This window comes from Hugenholtzia roseola DSM 9546 (genome assembly GCF_000422585.1).
GTDB classification, from domain to species: Bacteria; Bacteroidota; Bacteroidia; order Cytophagales; family Bernardetiaceae; genus Hugenholtzia; species Hugenholtzia roseola.
In genome coordinates this window covers 96798-112106 of sequence record NZ_KE383884.1, presented here as the reverse complement: position 1 = coordinate 112106, position 15309 = coordinate 96798, and the positions used below count along the sequence as shown (strand labels likewise).

Below are 15309 nucleotides of genomic sequence, written 5' to 3'. Positions count from 1 at the left end.
AGTTTTTTTGTAAGTTTTAAAATTCTTCTTCTTCTTCAAAAATTTCAGACAAATCAATTTGTAGGTCGGGAAAAATATGAGCATTGAAAATTTCGTCTTCTACAAAACTACTTTTTAGCTCATATTTTTCATTTTCATTCAAAACATACTGCTGCAAAACATGTTCGGAAGGAAACACTACCCAATACTCTTTTACGCCACTTTCTTCATACAAGGCATATTTGGTTCGCATTTCTTTTTTTGAATTGCCGGGCGAAAGGATTTCGATAATCAAATCGGGCGCACCAACGCAACCTTTTGAGTCTATTTTGCTTTTATCGCAAATTATACAAATATCTGGTTGCACAACAGTATAAATATCTTGATTTGCCTTTTGTGATTTTTTCTTATCTAAAAGACGTACATCAAAAGGTGCATGATAGAGTTGGCAGGCACTTTTTCGCAAATAGTTCCCTATCAAAAGATAAAAACTTCCTGAAACGCGCTGGTGTTCGGAACTTGGCGCAGGCGACATTTTAAAAATTTTCCCTTTGATAAGTTCGATGCTTTGCTCGAAACGCCATGTAAGATAATCGGCATAAGTGTAAGTGCCATTTAGGTCTAATTCGTTGATGTCAGTGATATATTTCATAATTTTGTAGTTTTTTTGTGTTTAAACTTTTTCCAAAAAAAGAAAAATGGGTAAAGCCCTATTCCTGCAAAGTTACAACATTTGCGCGTAAAAATCAATGCTCTTAGATTTGGATTCCCACTCCCCTTTTTTCTTCGACCTTATATTCAAAAAAAAACATATCTTGCATTTCAATCCGCAACTCTGCGGTTCTTTCTTCTTTCAAACCTGAGCGGTTGTCCAGATTCTGTTCAAAAAAATTGAGAAATAATGAATATTCGCTATTATCGGTCTTTTTACTTGCTTTTGCTACTCCTCTCTTTTGTGTGGGGGGCAAATGCCTCGCTTTGGGCGCAGCAGACCTTCTACACCAATGGCAGCCAAGACGAGCGAGAGGGTGCGTATGCCTTCACCAACGCGACGCTTTTTGTAGATTATCAGACGCGCCTTGAAAAAGCGACGCTACTTATTAAAAAGGGAAAAGTGGTGGCAGCAGGCACAAATGTTGCCATTCCCGAAGGTTTTTTCGTGATAGATTTACAAGGAAAATACATCTACCCCGCTTTCATAGACTTGCATGCCGAGTATGGCATGCCTTCGGACGAGGTAAAAAAGCAACGCGGCGGCGCGTGGTGGAATGTTGTACTCAATCCTACTCACCAAAAAGCCTTTGGCAACAATGAAGCCATACACCCCGAAGTGAGGGCGGCAGAACTATTTTCGCCCGACGAAAAAGAAGCAAGCCAATGGCGTAAAAATGGCTTTGCCTTTGTCCTGACACAGCCACACGACGGCATCATGCGCGGAAGAACGGCTTTGGTCAGCACCGCTCACACCACGCCGCAGGAGGCGATTTTGCGCCCTTACACACAGGCTGGTATGGCTTTTAGCAAAGGCTCATCTTCTCAATCTTACCCAAGTTCGCTTATGGGTTCGATGGCTTTGATAAGGCAGTCTTACTTAGATGCAGAATGGTATCAAAAAAATGAAAATACCCTTTCTCAAACCAATCTTTCTTTGAAGGCTCTTTTTGAGCAAATGAATCAAACGGCGTTTTTCGAGGTGGGTGAAAAATACGACATCTTGCGTGCGCATAAAATTGCGACTGAATTTAACCAAAAATACATCTACATTGGGGCAGGCGACGAGTACCAAGCTATGGAGGCTCTCAAAAAAATTAGACCTACCTTAGTTTTGCCTCTAAATTTCCCCAAACCCTACGACATAGAAGACCCTTTGGCGGCGGATTTTATTTCGCTCAAACATCTCAAACATTGGGAACTTGCGCCGCACAATCCCGCTCTTCTGGAAAAAGAAGGCTTCGATTTTGCCTTCACTACCAAACATCTGAAAAGCAAAGACGAATTTTTGCCCAATCTTAGAAAAGCCGTAAAAGCAGGGCTTTCCGAAAAGGTGGCACTACGCGCCCTGACTTTCCTACCTGCCGCCTTATTAGAAGAATCGCTTTTAGGGCATTTGAAGGCAGGGGCTTATGCTAATTTTTTCATTGCTTCGGATAATATTTTTGCAGAAAATTCTAAAATCTACCAGACTTGGATTTTAGGGAAAAAACACGAAGTAGAAACCCTGCCCCTTTTCGCACTTGCAGGCAAATATGAACTTCTTTTACAAAAAGAAAACCAAAAAGAAGCCTATTTTTTCGAGGTGGTAGAAAAACAAATGAGTCCTCAAATGGTGCTTTGGCAGCAAAAAGGAGTATCCCAAGACACGCTCGAAGCTACTTTCAAATACAATGAAAAGCTGCCGAAAGCGGAAGTAAGCCTCGCGCTAAGTTCTAAAAAAGAGAAGACCGCAAAAAAAGGAGAAACCTTGTTTTTATTGCAGGGTTGGGTAGAAAATGCAGACCTTTGGTCGGGCGTGGCAAAAGATGCGCAAGGAGGACTTTGGGCGTGGCGTGCGCAAAAGGTAGCCCCCCCAAAAATGGAGGAGAAAAAGCAGGCTGATAGCACCCAAAATCAACTTGCAGAAGAATTGCAGCAGCCCATTTACGCCATGCGCTATCCCTTCGCGCCTTTTGGTTATGATGAAAAGCCACAGGCAGAGGATTTTATCATACAAAACACAACCGTCTGGACAGGCGAAACAAGCCAAGAGAGTGATGGCATTTTGTTCAATGCTGATGTAGTGGTGCGAAAGGGCAAAATCGCGCAAATTGGGCAGAATTTGCCTACACAGGGCTTAAAAGTCATTGATGGAAAAGGAAAGTACCTAACAGCAGGCATCATCGACGAACATTCGCATATCGGTATTCGCGGTGGTGTCAATGAAGGCGTGTATTCAAATAGCGCGGAGGTGAGCATAGAAGATGTCATCAACCCCGAAGATGTCAATATCTACCGCCATTTGGCAGGGGGCGTGGTCGCTTTGCAGCAATTACATGGCTCGGCAAACCCAATCGGCGGTAAATCGTCTATCATCAAGCTCAAATGGGGGGCAAGTGGTGAGGAAATGCGCATTGCAGCCGCTACGCCGCGCATCAAATTTGCCTTAGGCGAAAATCCGCGTCATGCCAATTCACCCGAATATTCGCGCTACCCCCAAACGCGCATGGGCGTAGAGCAGGTCTTTGATGATGCCTTTAATCGTGCTTTGATTTATCAAAAACAAAGGGCAGCAAATCCTGATAAGGTGCGTAAAGATTTGCAGATGGAAACGCTTTTAGAAATTATACAAGGAAAAAGACTGATTTCTTGTCATTCTTACGTGCAAACGGAAATTTTAGCCATGATGCGTGTGGCTGAAAAATATGGTTTCCGCATGAACGTTTTTACTCACATCTTGGAGGGCTATAAACTTGCCCCTGAAATGGCGGCACATGGCGTAGGTGGTTCTACTTTTTCCGATTGGTGGGCGTATAAGTACGAGGTAAAAGATGCCATTCCACACAACGCAGGACTTATGTATAAGGCGGGCGTGCTGACCAGTATCAATTCGGATGATGCTGAAATGGGGCGCAGGCTCAATCAGGAAGCTGCCAAGGTGGTCAAATACAGCGACATTCCCAAAATGGAGGCATGGAAAATGGTTACACTCAATCCTGCCAAGATGTTGCGCTTAGAAAAGCAGATGGGTAGTATTGCCGTAGGAAAAGATGCCGATTTGGTGCTTTGGAGTGCCGAGCCACTTTCGGTTTATGCAAAGGTGGAAAAAACCTTCATCGAGGGCGCACTTTATTTCGACCTCGAAGGCGACCAACTTCTTCGCAAAGCCATTGATGCCGAGCGAAATAGGCTCATCAAGAAAATGCGCTTAGAAAAGCAAGGCGGGGCAGATACGCAGCCTTTTCGCTTCAAACCGCACAAACAATACGACTGTGAGGAGTATCACGATTTTTGGCAGGAAGAAGAAGGCGAATAAGTTAGACAAGCCTTTCTGACCGCCTACAAAAGAAAATTTCCTTTTTATTTTCACCTACAAAAGCCCTCGATTTGTCGAGGGCTTTTTTGTCTTGGTCGGAACTTTGCCGAAAAAAAAAAGGCTTTGCGTATAAGGGAATAGAGTTTGAATAAGCGGTAGAAAATGCCAAACCACAATTCAACTCAAAACTATAAACCAAATCTGACCATGATAAAGAAAAGCATCAACATAAAAATATTATTTTTAGCCTGCGGATTTTTTTCGGGCTTCATCGTGCCTTTTTCCATGAAGGCAGCGGGGCTTTTGCAGGATAAATTACAAAAAAATCAGCAAACAGAGTTTTACAAAAGCACACGAGGCATTCGAACAGAAGCAGAAACACAGAAGCCAAAGAGTAAAGTAAGGGGCTATAACTATCATTTAAACGAAAATACAAATGATAACCAGCACCCTGACCAAGTAACAGACAAGGTGATAGACAAATACAATCAGGCAATTCAGTATGAGAACAAGCGCGATTTCAGAAAAGCCTTTGAAAATTTTAAAATAGCTGCACAGGGCAATCACCCTAAAGCATTGTTTTCCCTTGCTACCTACTATGAAATGGGCATTGGCACAGAAAAAAGCCTCGACAAAGCCATTGATTGCTTGCTTAAAGTAATTGAATTGGAGAACGATAACACAGAGGCAATGTATAGGCTGGGGCAATATTTCGAGCAGGGCGGCGAACAGATAGAAAGAAATATGGCAAAGGCAGTAGATTATTACGTAGCGGCTTACGAAGGTGGGCATCTATTGGCAGGCAAAAAAATCAAACAGATAAATGTTGAAAATTCAATAGAAAACCAAAATGATAAAAACTACATTTTGGTAAAAATAATACAAACGGATAATCCTAATTTCAAATTTCAGTATGCAAATTTGATAAAAAACCAAACTAATGTTTCAGACAAATATGTCTTTTATCTAAAAGAAGCCGCCAATCAGAATCACAGTGGGGCGATTTTGAGTTTGGGAAATTATTACTACCAAAATCACATGTTGGCAGAGTTGCGCTCTCTTTTTGAGCAGTATCAGGCACAAAAAAACGCCGCAGATGCGCAGTGGCTTAGGGAAATGACGATTTTGCAGCACTCCACTTTGGCACTTACCTATGAGCAAGCCGAAACCCGTTCCGTTGATAAAGCCCTTTGGCATTGGCAGAAGGCTGCCGAATTGGGTTCGGAAGAGGCGAAAAATAGGCTACAAGATTTGCAAGAAGAAAGAACCTTGCTTACGGCAGGTTCAGGATATAGGGTCGCTTGTGCTTTCACTTTAGATGACAAAGCAACAACTCTAAAAGACTATTTCGAAAAAGCCGAAGCCCTTTTTGATAAAAACCAAAAAGGCAGTTTGGAGCAAAATCAACAGGCTTATCTATATTACCAAAAGGTTTCGCCTACCCAAAATCCTTTGGTTTTGAAGCGAATGGGCGAACTTCATTTTTACAAACTTATTTCGCAAGCCTCTGATAATGAAGCAATTAGATTCTTAGAATCCTACCTCGAACACAAGGCAGACGACGGCGAAACGTACTACCTCTTGGGCAAAATTTATCAAAATCGCGCTTATTCGGAAAGGGCGAAAATGCACTTTGAGAAAGCCAAAAGTTTGGGATTTGAGCCACAACAAAGATAAAAGGGACGAAAAACATTTTCAACCTTTGTGCAGTTTTGAAGGGGCAGGGCAAAAAGCTCTGCCCCTTTTCTTTTTTGTGAAAAGTGATAAAAATTGATATATTTTTTAGAAAATTAAGATGTACTATAAAACGCTGCGCCTTGTTTTAGGCGACCAACTCAACGCAAAACATACTTGGTTTGAGCAAAAAGATGATTCCGTTTTATATGTGATGATGGAAATGCGACAGGAGACGGACTACGCCCTGCATCATGTTCAAAAAGTAGTAGCCTTTTTTGCAGCCATGCGCCAATTTGCAGCAGATTTAAAGCAGCAAGGGCATCAGGTTTTCTATTTTAAGATTTTAGACGCTGAAAACAGACAAAATTTAGAAAAAAATGTTTCTTTTCTAATAGAAAAATATAAAATTAAAAAATTTGAATACTTATTGCCCGATGAATATCGATTAGATGTGCAGTTGGAAAGTCTAAGCAAGCAGTTGGAAGCCCAGCAAATTGAGGTCAGCAGTTACGATACGGAACATTTTTTGACTTCGCGCCATTTTTTATCTGATTTTTTTGAAGGAAAAAAGACTTATTTAATGGAATTTTTTTACCGTACTTTGCGTAAAAAATATCAGGTCTTGATGCAAGATTCGGATAAACCGCTTTTTGAAAAATGGAATTTTGATGCAGAAAATCGCAAGGCTTACAATGGCAAAGTGGCGTTGCCTCCTGCCTTTCATTTTCAAAACAAAACTATAATCTATACAGAAATTCTAACAGAAATACAGCAAGCAGGCGTTCAGACTTTGGGAAAAATAGACCCTGCACATTTTGAATGGACGACAGATAGAACGGAATCGCTTTTGCTTTTAGACCATTTTTGTAAGTATAGCTTACCTTATTTTGGAACTTTTCAAGATGCAATGTACACCCAAAGCACGCTTCTTTTTCATGCCAAAATTTCTTTTGCCCTCAATATCAAGCTCTTGCACCCTTTGGAGGTCATAGAAAAGGCGGTAGCGGTTTGGCAGGATAAGCAGTTTGATTATGCCCAAATCGAGGGTTTTGTACGCCAGATTTTGGGTTGGCGCGAATACATGCGTGGGGTTTATTGGGCGCAAATGCCTGATTATCAGACCCTAAATTTTTTCAACCACCAAAACAAACTCCCTTCATGGTTTTGGACAGGCGAAACAAAGGCAAACTGCCTGCGGCATTGTATCGGACAGTCTTTGGAAAAAAGCTATGCGCACCATATCCAGCGTTTGATGGTTACGGGCAATTTCGCACTCTTGGCGGCAATAGAACCGAGCGAAGTAGATAGTTGGTATTTAGGCATTTATGCAGACGCGATTGAATGGGTAGAAATCACCAACACGCGCGGCATGAGCCAATTTGCAGATGGCGGCTTAGTGGCGACAAAGCCCTATGTTTCTTCAGCAAACTATATCAATAAAATGAGTAATTATTGTAAAAATTGTTTTTACAATGAAAAAACAAAATACGGAGCGCGTGCCTGTCCTTTTAATAGTCTGTATTGGGATTTTTATGAAAGAAATAGAGAAAAATTAGAAAAAAATCCAAGAGTGAGTTTGATGTATAAACAGTGGGAAAAGTATGACAAGGAGGAGCAAGCCAAGATTTTAGCGCAAGCAGAATTTTACAAAACGAACATAGAAGAAATTTAAAAAATTATACTTATTTTAAAAATAGTTGTTTTTTAGGAGAAGCAAACTTTTGAGGGCGAGGTAGTGCCAATTTTGGCTTTCCCCGTTTTTTTGCTAAATTGCGCTTGCAAGCTACCTTTAAGGGCGTTTTCTTTTCTATCTCTTTCATTTTTTATCCAATTACGAAATAGCTTATGGATTTTGAAGGCATTGAATTTGTAAAAAATGCGAAAGGCGAAACGGTAAAAGTGGTCATAGACCTAACACGCCACCGCAAACTTTTCGATGACGTTTTTCGCGCCTATATGCACGAGGCGCAACATCAAAAGGCAAATCCAGTGGGCAGCAGCGCAAAGCCCAACGTTGGCAATGCGAATCCGAACCCTGCTACCGCAGCGATAGGCAAAGTGGCGCAAAACGTATTAAGTGAGGCGCGTAAGTTTTTGGGTACTACCTACCGCACAGGCGGCACTACTCCCGCAGGCATGGACTGTTCGGGGCTTACGATGGTGGCTTTCAAAAATAGCGGCATTAGCCTGCCGCGCTCGTCGCGCGACCAAGCCCAAGTGGGGCAGCACATCGATATCAATGCCGTTAGAGAGGGCGATTTGGTCTTTTTTGCCACAGGGTCAGACCCTAATCGCATCAGTCATGTGGGCATTATTTCGAAGGCAGGCGATAGTTTAGATGATTTAATGTTTGTGCATGCTTCTACTTCGAGGGGCGTGGTAGAGGAACAACTTTTTCGCTTAGACTATTGGAAAAAGGCGTTTCGTCATGCGCGTAGAGTTATTGTGTAATAAATTTTGCTTTTTTTTAATCGTTTTTGCCACACGCTCTTCCTGCTTCGCTGCTCCAAAATTAACATTACGCCAACATTAGGGGGCAAATGAAAGGCGAAGTAGGGGCTTGTTTTTATGGTTTATAAAATGTGGCTTATCAAATACGGTTTAATGGTTTTATATGAACACTACCCTAACCCAACTGTTTTTTATTTTTGTCTTTCTAATAGGCGGACTAATTTTTGCTTGGATTGCGACAAATGTGGGTCGTTTATTTCGCCCTTATCGCCCTAATCAGGAAAAAAACGCAATTTATGAATGTGGCGAAGAACCCATTGGCAGGCGTTGGGGACGTTTCAATGTTCGTTATTATGTCTTGGCGTTGGCATTTTTGATATTTGAAGTAGAGATAATTTTCCTTTTCCCTTGGGCGACCCTTTTCGAAAAATCGCCTGCGGCAGAGCTTTCACAATCGACGGCGATTTTTATTCTGATAGAGATGCTTTTCTTTATAGCTGTTCTTTTTTTGGGGCTGCTCTACCTTTGGCGCAAGGGTTGGCTCGATTGGGAAAAAACGGCAACTTTACCAAAAAGAAAATCTAATTTTTTATCTGATATAGATACCGTTCCTGTATCTCTTTATGATAAAATTAACGCCAAATATGCGAATGACAAAAAGACGGCAGAATAACATTTCTTGTCGTCTTTCACTCTTTCTCCCCAACATTTCAATCTCACTACGGACAAGTCAATGCCTTGTCCTCTACTCCCCTTCACACAAGCCAACTTTACCTTTCTACAAAAAAAACAGAAAAAAATAACCGAACGCGTGCAACCTGCGTTTATCTTTTTACATCTAACTCACAAAAGCGGCAGAGAAAAGACCTGTAAAAGGCAGGAACAAAAAGTCGCCGCTGCTTGCCGATAAGTCAGAATAGGGTTTGGTCAAGTAAAAACCGATTTTGGCAAACTTAGGCATCAAAAGAGTTGGTTTTTGATAAAAAATCGGCTAATATTACCGTTCTGTTCCCATTTTTACACTTTAAAAGATACCAAAGATGAAAACTTCAAAAATAAAATCGCCTTTCTTTGCCGTCTTGATGAGTTGCTTGGCTTTGCTATTGCTCGCCCCTAACTCACTCTTTGCACAGGACAACACCCGTTACGACTACGACGATGTCTATTTTTCGAAGCGCGACCGTAAGAAAATGGAAGTGCAATTAGAGGCTGAAGCGCAAGCACGCGAGGCACGCCGAAAAGCGGAAGCCGAAGCTGCCTTACAAGCTCAAACACAGGAGCGATTGAGCAACACAAATGTAGAGCAGCAATCGGATTATATGCCTTCCTACAATTATTATCGCGATAATTGTAACGATTGCCGTCAAGCCTACCAATACAACAATCCTTGCGGACAGTACAACCCTTGTGGCAACGCAAATCCTTGTGGCAACCCTTGTTCGCCTTGTGGAAATTGGAACAACAACAACTACGGTATCTCTAATAGCTGGTCTATTTGGAATCGCCCTACTTGGACTTTTGGCGTAGGAACACGCGGCACTTGGATTTCACGCTCTTGGAATTGGTCGCCTTTTGACAATAGCTGGTATAGTGGCAACTATTACTATGACCCTTTCTGGGGAACTTGGACTTGGAGCGGTCATAATTCTTGGAACGGTTGGGGCTATACACCTTGGCACAATCCTATTGTAGTGGATAACCGAAACAATACGCGCAATGTAGTGAGCGGACAAACTCGCGGCAGACGTGGCGGCACTACCACAGTAAGCGGTGGCAGAGGCAATACGACAAATCCAATTTATACCGACTCGAATCGCGGCAATCAGAGTAGTAATACTTACAACAACGGCAGAGCAGGCAGAGTTTCGAGCGACAACAACAGCAACAGCAGCTCGAATGGCGGACGCAGCAATGGCACAAGTTCGGGCGTGCGAAGAAATAACTCTTCCTCTTCGGGTTCGTCAGTATCAGGTTCGTCGTCTTCAGGTTCGTCGTCTTCAGGTTCGCGCTCTTCTGTAAAAAGCGACTCTTCTTCAAGTGGTCGTAGTTCGTCAGGTGGCGGACGCTCGTCAGGTGGCTCTTCTGGTGGCAGCCGTAGCGGTGGCAGAAGAGGCGGTTAGGCTCTCTATTTTTCAAAAGCCCTTTCGTCGCTACACTTTTTAACGTTTCCCAAAACCTTTCTTATTGCCTTTTTTTCTAAAAATCCCTCGCCTTACGAGGGGTTTTTAGCAGGGGCAGCCCATTTCTTTCCAAAAGTAATCCCCAAAAATAAAATCATACAACTATGCGCAGCAAAAACTTTTTCCGTTTCCTTTCAGGTTCTTTTTCAGGACTTTGTGTAGGGCTTCTTTTGAGTAGCAGCAACCTTTTGGCGCAGGATAGTGCCATCGACCCTAACGCTTTTGGCTACTATCGCGATGCACTTCGCTTTTCACAGCAGGGCTTAATGGGGTCGGCACGAATGCAGTCGGTAGGTGGTGCAAGCACCGCTTTGGGTGGCGACATCACTTCGGCTTATACAAACCCCGCAGGTTTGGGTTTGCTCACCAAGTCAGAGGTAAGTTTTGCGCCCTCTTTGGCTTTTTTGGGTAGCCGCACCGAATTTCAGGGTGAAGAAACCAATACCTTTCGCCCTAACCTAAACTTTGCACATCTGGAGCTTGCGATTCACGTGCCAAGCAGTCGCAGCGATAGCTTTTACAAAGGTGGTGCTTTTGCCCTCAACTTTACACGCCTCAATACCTTCCATAACCGCTTTTCTTATGAAGGGGCAAACAACCAAAATTCGCTCATCGACTATCTCTTAGAATCTTCTTCGCGCTTCACTTGGGGCGATTTAGACAATGAAATCACCAGCAACATTACCTCCATCGAGGGCTTGGCGTATGCAACTTATCTTATCAATCCCGATTTTATAGAAGACAATGGCAGCGAAACAAGTTATTATTCCTTTGTGCCTGTTTCGCCTATCCGTCAGCTCGAAACTGTGGATACACGTGGCGCACAAAATAACTGGAATCTTTCTTATGGTGGCAGTTTTGGTGATGTCTTTTTTATAGGTGGCGGCGTTGCGATGCAGACTTTCTCTTATACACAGTCGCGCACTTACATCGAACAGGTTACAGGTGGAGCGATAGACAACCCTTCTGCCCCACGTATGCTCAATGAACTCACTTTAGAGGAAAACATGGGACTTAATGGAGTAGGAGTCAATGCGTCTTTGGGTCTGATAATTCGCCCACTTCCTTTGCTTCGCATTGGTGCAAGTTTCCATTCGCCCACGATTATGTCTATCAAAGAAACCTTTGATGCCCGTCTTGATGTCAATTACAACAACGTAGAATTTGAAGAAAATGGCGAGGTTCGCGTCTTGGGCAATGAATCAGCAGAAACGGCGATAGTGGAATCGCGTTATAGCCTTACCACACCTTGGCGTGCAAACGTAGGAGCGGCTATTTTCTTCGGAAAACGCGGTTTTATTTCAGCCGATGCCGAGTATGTGGCTTTGAATAATGCCAATTTTACCAATAGAAAAGACAACCTTAGTTTTGGCGCAGACAATCGCACCATCGAGAATTTGTACCATCCTGTGGTAAATTACCGTATCGGCGCAGAGGCACGTTTTGAAAACTATTACCTAAGAGGTGGCGCAGCTTATTTTGCCGACCCCTTCAATCCTGACACAAGAGAAGGCGCAGACCAAAGCCTCAAACGCGATAGGCTTATCTTTACAGGCGGAGTTGGGTATCGCGACGAAGAAATCTACTTTGATTTAGGAGGCTCTTTTGGAAGGTCGCAGTTTTTATACAATCCTTACACGCTTGCCAATAACGCACAGCCTACCGCCACTGTCAATAGTGGAATGTTCAATTTAGTAGCTTCTATCGGATTGCATTTCTAATCCGATTTGAAAAATAAGTCTATTGTCTTATTCGCTAACTTCAAATCCCCTTAAAGGTTCTTGTAGAATCTTTAAGGGGATTTTGCTTAGATTATTCTAAAAGGTACAGTCTTGTCCAAAGTCAGATTGAAATAAAATTGGGTGTTCAGACCCAAAATAGAGTTTAAGCCAAATTTTATTTTGTTTGAATTTGAAAGTGCAAGATTTGTATTAGAGCCTAATCTTACTGCCTGTATGAATGTTTTAGAAAAGGTGGCTGGGGAAAAGTTTGAGGAAAACCACAATAAAGGGTGAGGCGATAAGCAAGCCATCGAACCTATCCAAAAAGCCGCCATGCCCTGGCAGCACACTACCCGAATCTTTGATGCTGATGCTTCGCTTAAAGAGCGATTCTACCAAGTCGCCATACGTGCCTGCCACTACGATAATGGCAGAGATGGCGAGCCACTGCCACATGTGCAGGATAGGGAAAAGAGTCGCCCAAATTGCACCAATACAAAGGGCGAAGATGCCGCCGCCGATGCTTCCTTCCCAAGTTTTTTTAGGGGAAATGCGTTGGAAAAGTTTGCGCTTGCCAAAGTTTTTGCCTGAAAAATAAGCTCCCGTATCGCTTGCCCAAAGGATAAAAAGCGAACCCAAGACCACTTCAAAATGATAGTTTCCTTCCCAAAAGATAAGCCCATTGAGCAGGGCAAAAGGCACGCCTACGTACATGACCCCCAAAAAGGTGAAGGCGATATTGGCAAAAGGCTTGATGTCGGCTTTGCGGTAGAGTTTGATAAAGTAAGCCCCCGCCAGACTTATAAACATAAGTAAGTAGTATTTACTATCAAAACCAAACTTTTCTATTAAAAAAGAAAGAATAAATAAAAATGCACCATTGAAAGTGCCGAAGGTACGCAGCGGAGAATTGCCATCTATGCCCAGAAGCCGATAAAACTCCCAAAGGGAAAAAATACTGATAAGGAAAAAAAGTAAAAAGTAGCTCCACTCGTTCCACATCAAAGAGGCAATGACCGTAATTGCGCCTAAGATGCCAGTCATGATGCGTTGTTGAAGCTCGGAAAATTTGCTGACGTTAAGTTTCATAAGGTTGGGAAAGGGTAGAACAAGGCTATTTTCAAATACTTGTTGGCAAATGCTTGTTGGGAAGGTGGTCTGTGTTAGTGTTTTTGTAGGTCAAAAAATATCTTGTTTTTCTGACGAAATAGGCGCAAAAGCAATAAAACCGTCGCGGCTGCCACTAAAAAAATGGGAAAAAGTGCCATCATATTAGGTGTTTCCATGCCAAGTGTCGCATCTAAGGCTCTGTCTGCGCCCAAGCCATACATAATCACCAGCGTTGTGCCATTATTGACCAAATGTCCTAAGATAGGGTAGGTCAGATTTTTACCATAAAAATAGAGATAGCCAAAGATGATACCCAAAACAAAGCGCGGCAGGAAGCCATAAAATTGTAGATGTACGGCACTAAAAATAGCAGCCGTAAGCCAAATTGCCACATGTGGATTTTTAAAGATGCGCTCAAAAAGGGGCTGCGTGATGCCGCGAAAGACGATTTCTTCGCCCACAGCAGGCACTATCGCAATCGTGATAAAGGCAAAGAAAAAGTAGAGCGGACTTTCTATCGTGGTAATAAAAATGGTTAGCACTTTGAGCTTTTCTTCCTTTGTTTTCATCCACATTTCCATTTCGCTCAAAAAATCGGGCAAAACAAAGGCTTCATTGAGCAGCCCCAAAAAGGAGGAAATGGGAAAACAGAACCAAGTGATGAGAAAAGGGAACGCCAATAGCCAAATACGCGGGATTTTTTGTAGTTGCATGAAAGGGCTAAGGAGCAAAGCGGTATCTTGGGTAGTGGCTCTATTTTGGTGCAAACGGCGTTCTTTGTACTCGATAAAAAGAAAATAGAAAATGAGCGGAAAGACGACAAAAGCCGTAGTCGCCGTACCTGCTTGCAGGGCTAAGATGGTAACTCTTTCGTTGGGGTAGGCAGTCGGATTTAGAGTCAGATTTGAAATACCCTCGAAAGAGAGGTCGGAAACGAGGGTTGCCAAGCCTACGCCAACGATATTGCCTACAACAATGCCAAAAAGTTCCCAAAAGATAAAAAGAAAAAACCAAGTTAGGGCTTGCGAGCGCATACAGAAAGATTTAGGAGTGAGAATATGGGAGGCTGTAAAAGTTAAATCAAATGGTTATTCCATCAATTTGAGCATCTCTATCACAAGGCTTGCCGAATTGAAGGCAGCCACTTTGATAAACTTTTTGTAAAATCTCTCTGCATCTTCGTCGGCAGTGTCGCTAATGCTTCTAATGACTAAGTAAGGGATTTTTTCCTGAAAGCAAATTTGAGCCACTGCACCACCTTCCATTTCTACGGCGGCGGCGTTGAAGTCTTTGATGAGCTTGGCTTTTCCTTGTGAGGAAGCCATAAAGACATCGCCTGTAACGATAGTGCCTTTATTGATGCTGGGCTTTCTTTTGGCATCATAGGTACGCACTAAGCGCAGTTGTGCTTGGGCAGCGGCTTGTTCGGCAAGGGAAACAAGGGCAGAATCGCAGGGGAAAAAGAGGGGATTGCTCTTTTCTTCTCTGTTAAAGGTTTGCCAAACACTGATGCCCTCGCTGGAAAGTTGTCCGAAATCGTGTTGGGCGGTTTGGGTGCTGATGACGATGTCGCCGGGTAGTAAGTTTTCGCCAATACCACCTGCAATGCCTGTAAAAATAACGGCAGAGGGCTTGAAATTTTGCAACAAAAGGGCAGTTGTTAGGGCGGCATTGACCTTTCCAATGCCTGATTTTACCAAGACCACAGGCTGGTCTTCTATCGAGCCTTGATAAAAGGTAACGCCCAAAAGTTGTGTACTTTTGGCATTTTTAAGATAGCTACGAAACTGCTCAATTTCCGCGTCCATAGCCCCAATAATTGCCACAGGTTGGGCAGTAGGGTTCTTTTCTTGTGCCAAAAGGCTATTTTTTTCTACCCAAAAAAAGAGCAGCAAAAGGCTCAAAAAAGGCAAACAAAAGGGAGATAAATGTTTCATATCTTATGTTTTCACCAGAAAAGCGCGTAACGTTGTGGCGTTCTTTTGGGGTTGATTTTGATGGTGTTCGGATAAAATTTGCCCATTTTTTCAAAGGCAAGTCAAGCCTGCCTTAGCGCACAGAGGAGCAGGTGGCTTCAAAGATAGGTTTTTTTTGGCAATATGAAAAAAAGCACCAAATACAAGCTGCTTTTTTTTTAAGCCCTTCTGTTTTCGGGGGCTTTTCTAAAAATGTATCGAAAAAT

12 protein-coding genes are annotated in these 15309 nt (G+C 42.8%); 7 read left to right on the top strand and 5 right to left on the bottom strand.

From position 1 onward, the window contains the following. Nucleotides 1-16: 16 nt before the first annotated feature. Complete coding sequence (locus G500_RS0117320) at nt 17-631, bottom strand: Uma2 family endonuclease (protein WP_027003471.1); 615 nt, start codon at nt 629-631, stop codon at nt 17-19. 249 nt (nt 632-880) lie between these two features. Between G500_RS0117320 and G500_RS0117305 the strand changes: the two genes are divergently transcribed. The 5 genes from G500_RS0117305 to G500_RS0117270 all read left to right on the top strand — a co-directional run bounded on the left by G500_RS0117305 (nt 881) and on the right by G500_RS0117270 (nt 8789). Then, a complete protein-coding gene (locus G500_RS0117305; RefSeq protein ID WP_051203795.1) occupies nt 881-3988 on the top strand; it encodes an amidohydrolase family protein in 3108 nt (1035 codons plus the stop codon). A 207-nt stretch (nt 3989-4195) separates the two neighbouring features. Beyond that, on the top strand, nt 4196-5665 hold the full coding sequence (locus G500_RS0117295; protein WP_027003468.1) for a tetratricopeptide repeat protein: 1470 nt from the start codon (nt 4196-4198) through the stop codon (nt 5663-5665). A 118-nt stretch (nt 5666-5783) separates the two neighbouring features. Beyond that, nucleotides 5784-7337: a cryptochrome/photolyase family protein gene (locus tag G500_RS0117285; RefSeq protein ID WP_035757883.1), complete on the top strand. Its 1554-nt coding sequence runs from the start codon at nt 5784-5786 to the stop codon at nt 7335-7337. A 173-nt stretch (nt 7338-7510) separates the two neighbouring features. Further along, nucleotides 7511-8116 (top strand): C40 family peptidase, encoded by a 606-nt coding sequence (locus G500_RS23970; protein ID WP_035757880.1) that lies wholly within the window; start codon nt 7511-7513, stop codon nt 8114-8116. 163 nt (nt 8117-8279) lie between these two features. After that, entirely contained in the window at nt 8280-8789 is a 510-nt protein-coding gene (locus G500_RS0117270; protein ID WP_027003466.1) for an NADH-quinone oxidoreductase subunit A, read from the top strand. Nucleotides 8790-8954: 165 nt separating this feature from the next. Here G500_RS0117270 and G500_RS26510 read toward each other — a convergent pair whose 3' ends face one another. Then, on the bottom strand, nt 8955-9080 hold the full coding sequence (locus tag G500_RS26510) for a hypothetical protein (protein ID WP_281169343.1): 126 nt from the start codon (nt 9078-9080) through the stop codon (nt 8955-8957). 76 nt (nt 9081-9156) lie between these two features. Between G500_RS26510 and G500_RS25230 the strand changes: the two genes are divergently transcribed. After that, entirely contained in the window at nt 9157-10236 is a 1080-nt protein-coding gene (locus tag G500_RS25230; RefSeq protein WP_051203793.1) for a hypothetical protein, read from the top strand. Between the two features lie 164 nt (nt 10237-10400). Next, the gene (locus tag G500_RS0117255; RefSeq protein ID WP_027003465.1) at nt 10401-12017 is read left to right on the top strand and encodes an OmpP1/FadL family transporter; all 1617 of its coding nucleotides are present in this window, start codon (nt 10401-10403) and stop codon (nt 12015-12017) included. A gap of 243 nt (nt 12018-12260) precedes the next feature. Here the strand turns inward: G500_RS0117255 and G500_RS0117250 are convergent, their stop codons facing one another. The 3 genes from G500_RS0117250 to G500_RS0117240 all read right to left on the bottom strand — a co-directional run bounded on the left by G500_RS0117250 (nt 12261) and on the right by G500_RS0117240 (nt 15064). After that, entirely contained in the window at nt 12261-13106 is an 846-nt protein-coding gene (locus G500_RS0117250) for a phosphatidate cytidylyltransferase (RefSeq protein ID WP_027003464.1), read from the bottom strand. A 74-nt stretch (nt 13107-13180) separates the two neighbouring features. Further along, nucleotides 13181-13696: a CPBP family intramembrane glutamic endopeptidase gene (locus tag G500_RS26590; protein ID WP_425402051.1), complete on the bottom strand. Its 516-nt coding sequence runs from the start codon at nt 13694-13696 to the stop codon at nt 13181-13183. 519 nt (nt 13697-14215) lie between these two features. Then, nucleotides 14216-15064, bottom strand: coding sequence for a 5'-methylthioadenosine/adenosylhomocysteine nucleosidase (locus G500_RS0117240; protein ID WP_027003463.1), 849 nt, complete (start codon nt 15062-15064; stop codon nt 14216-14218). Nucleotides 15065-15309 lie beyond the last annotated feature (245 nt).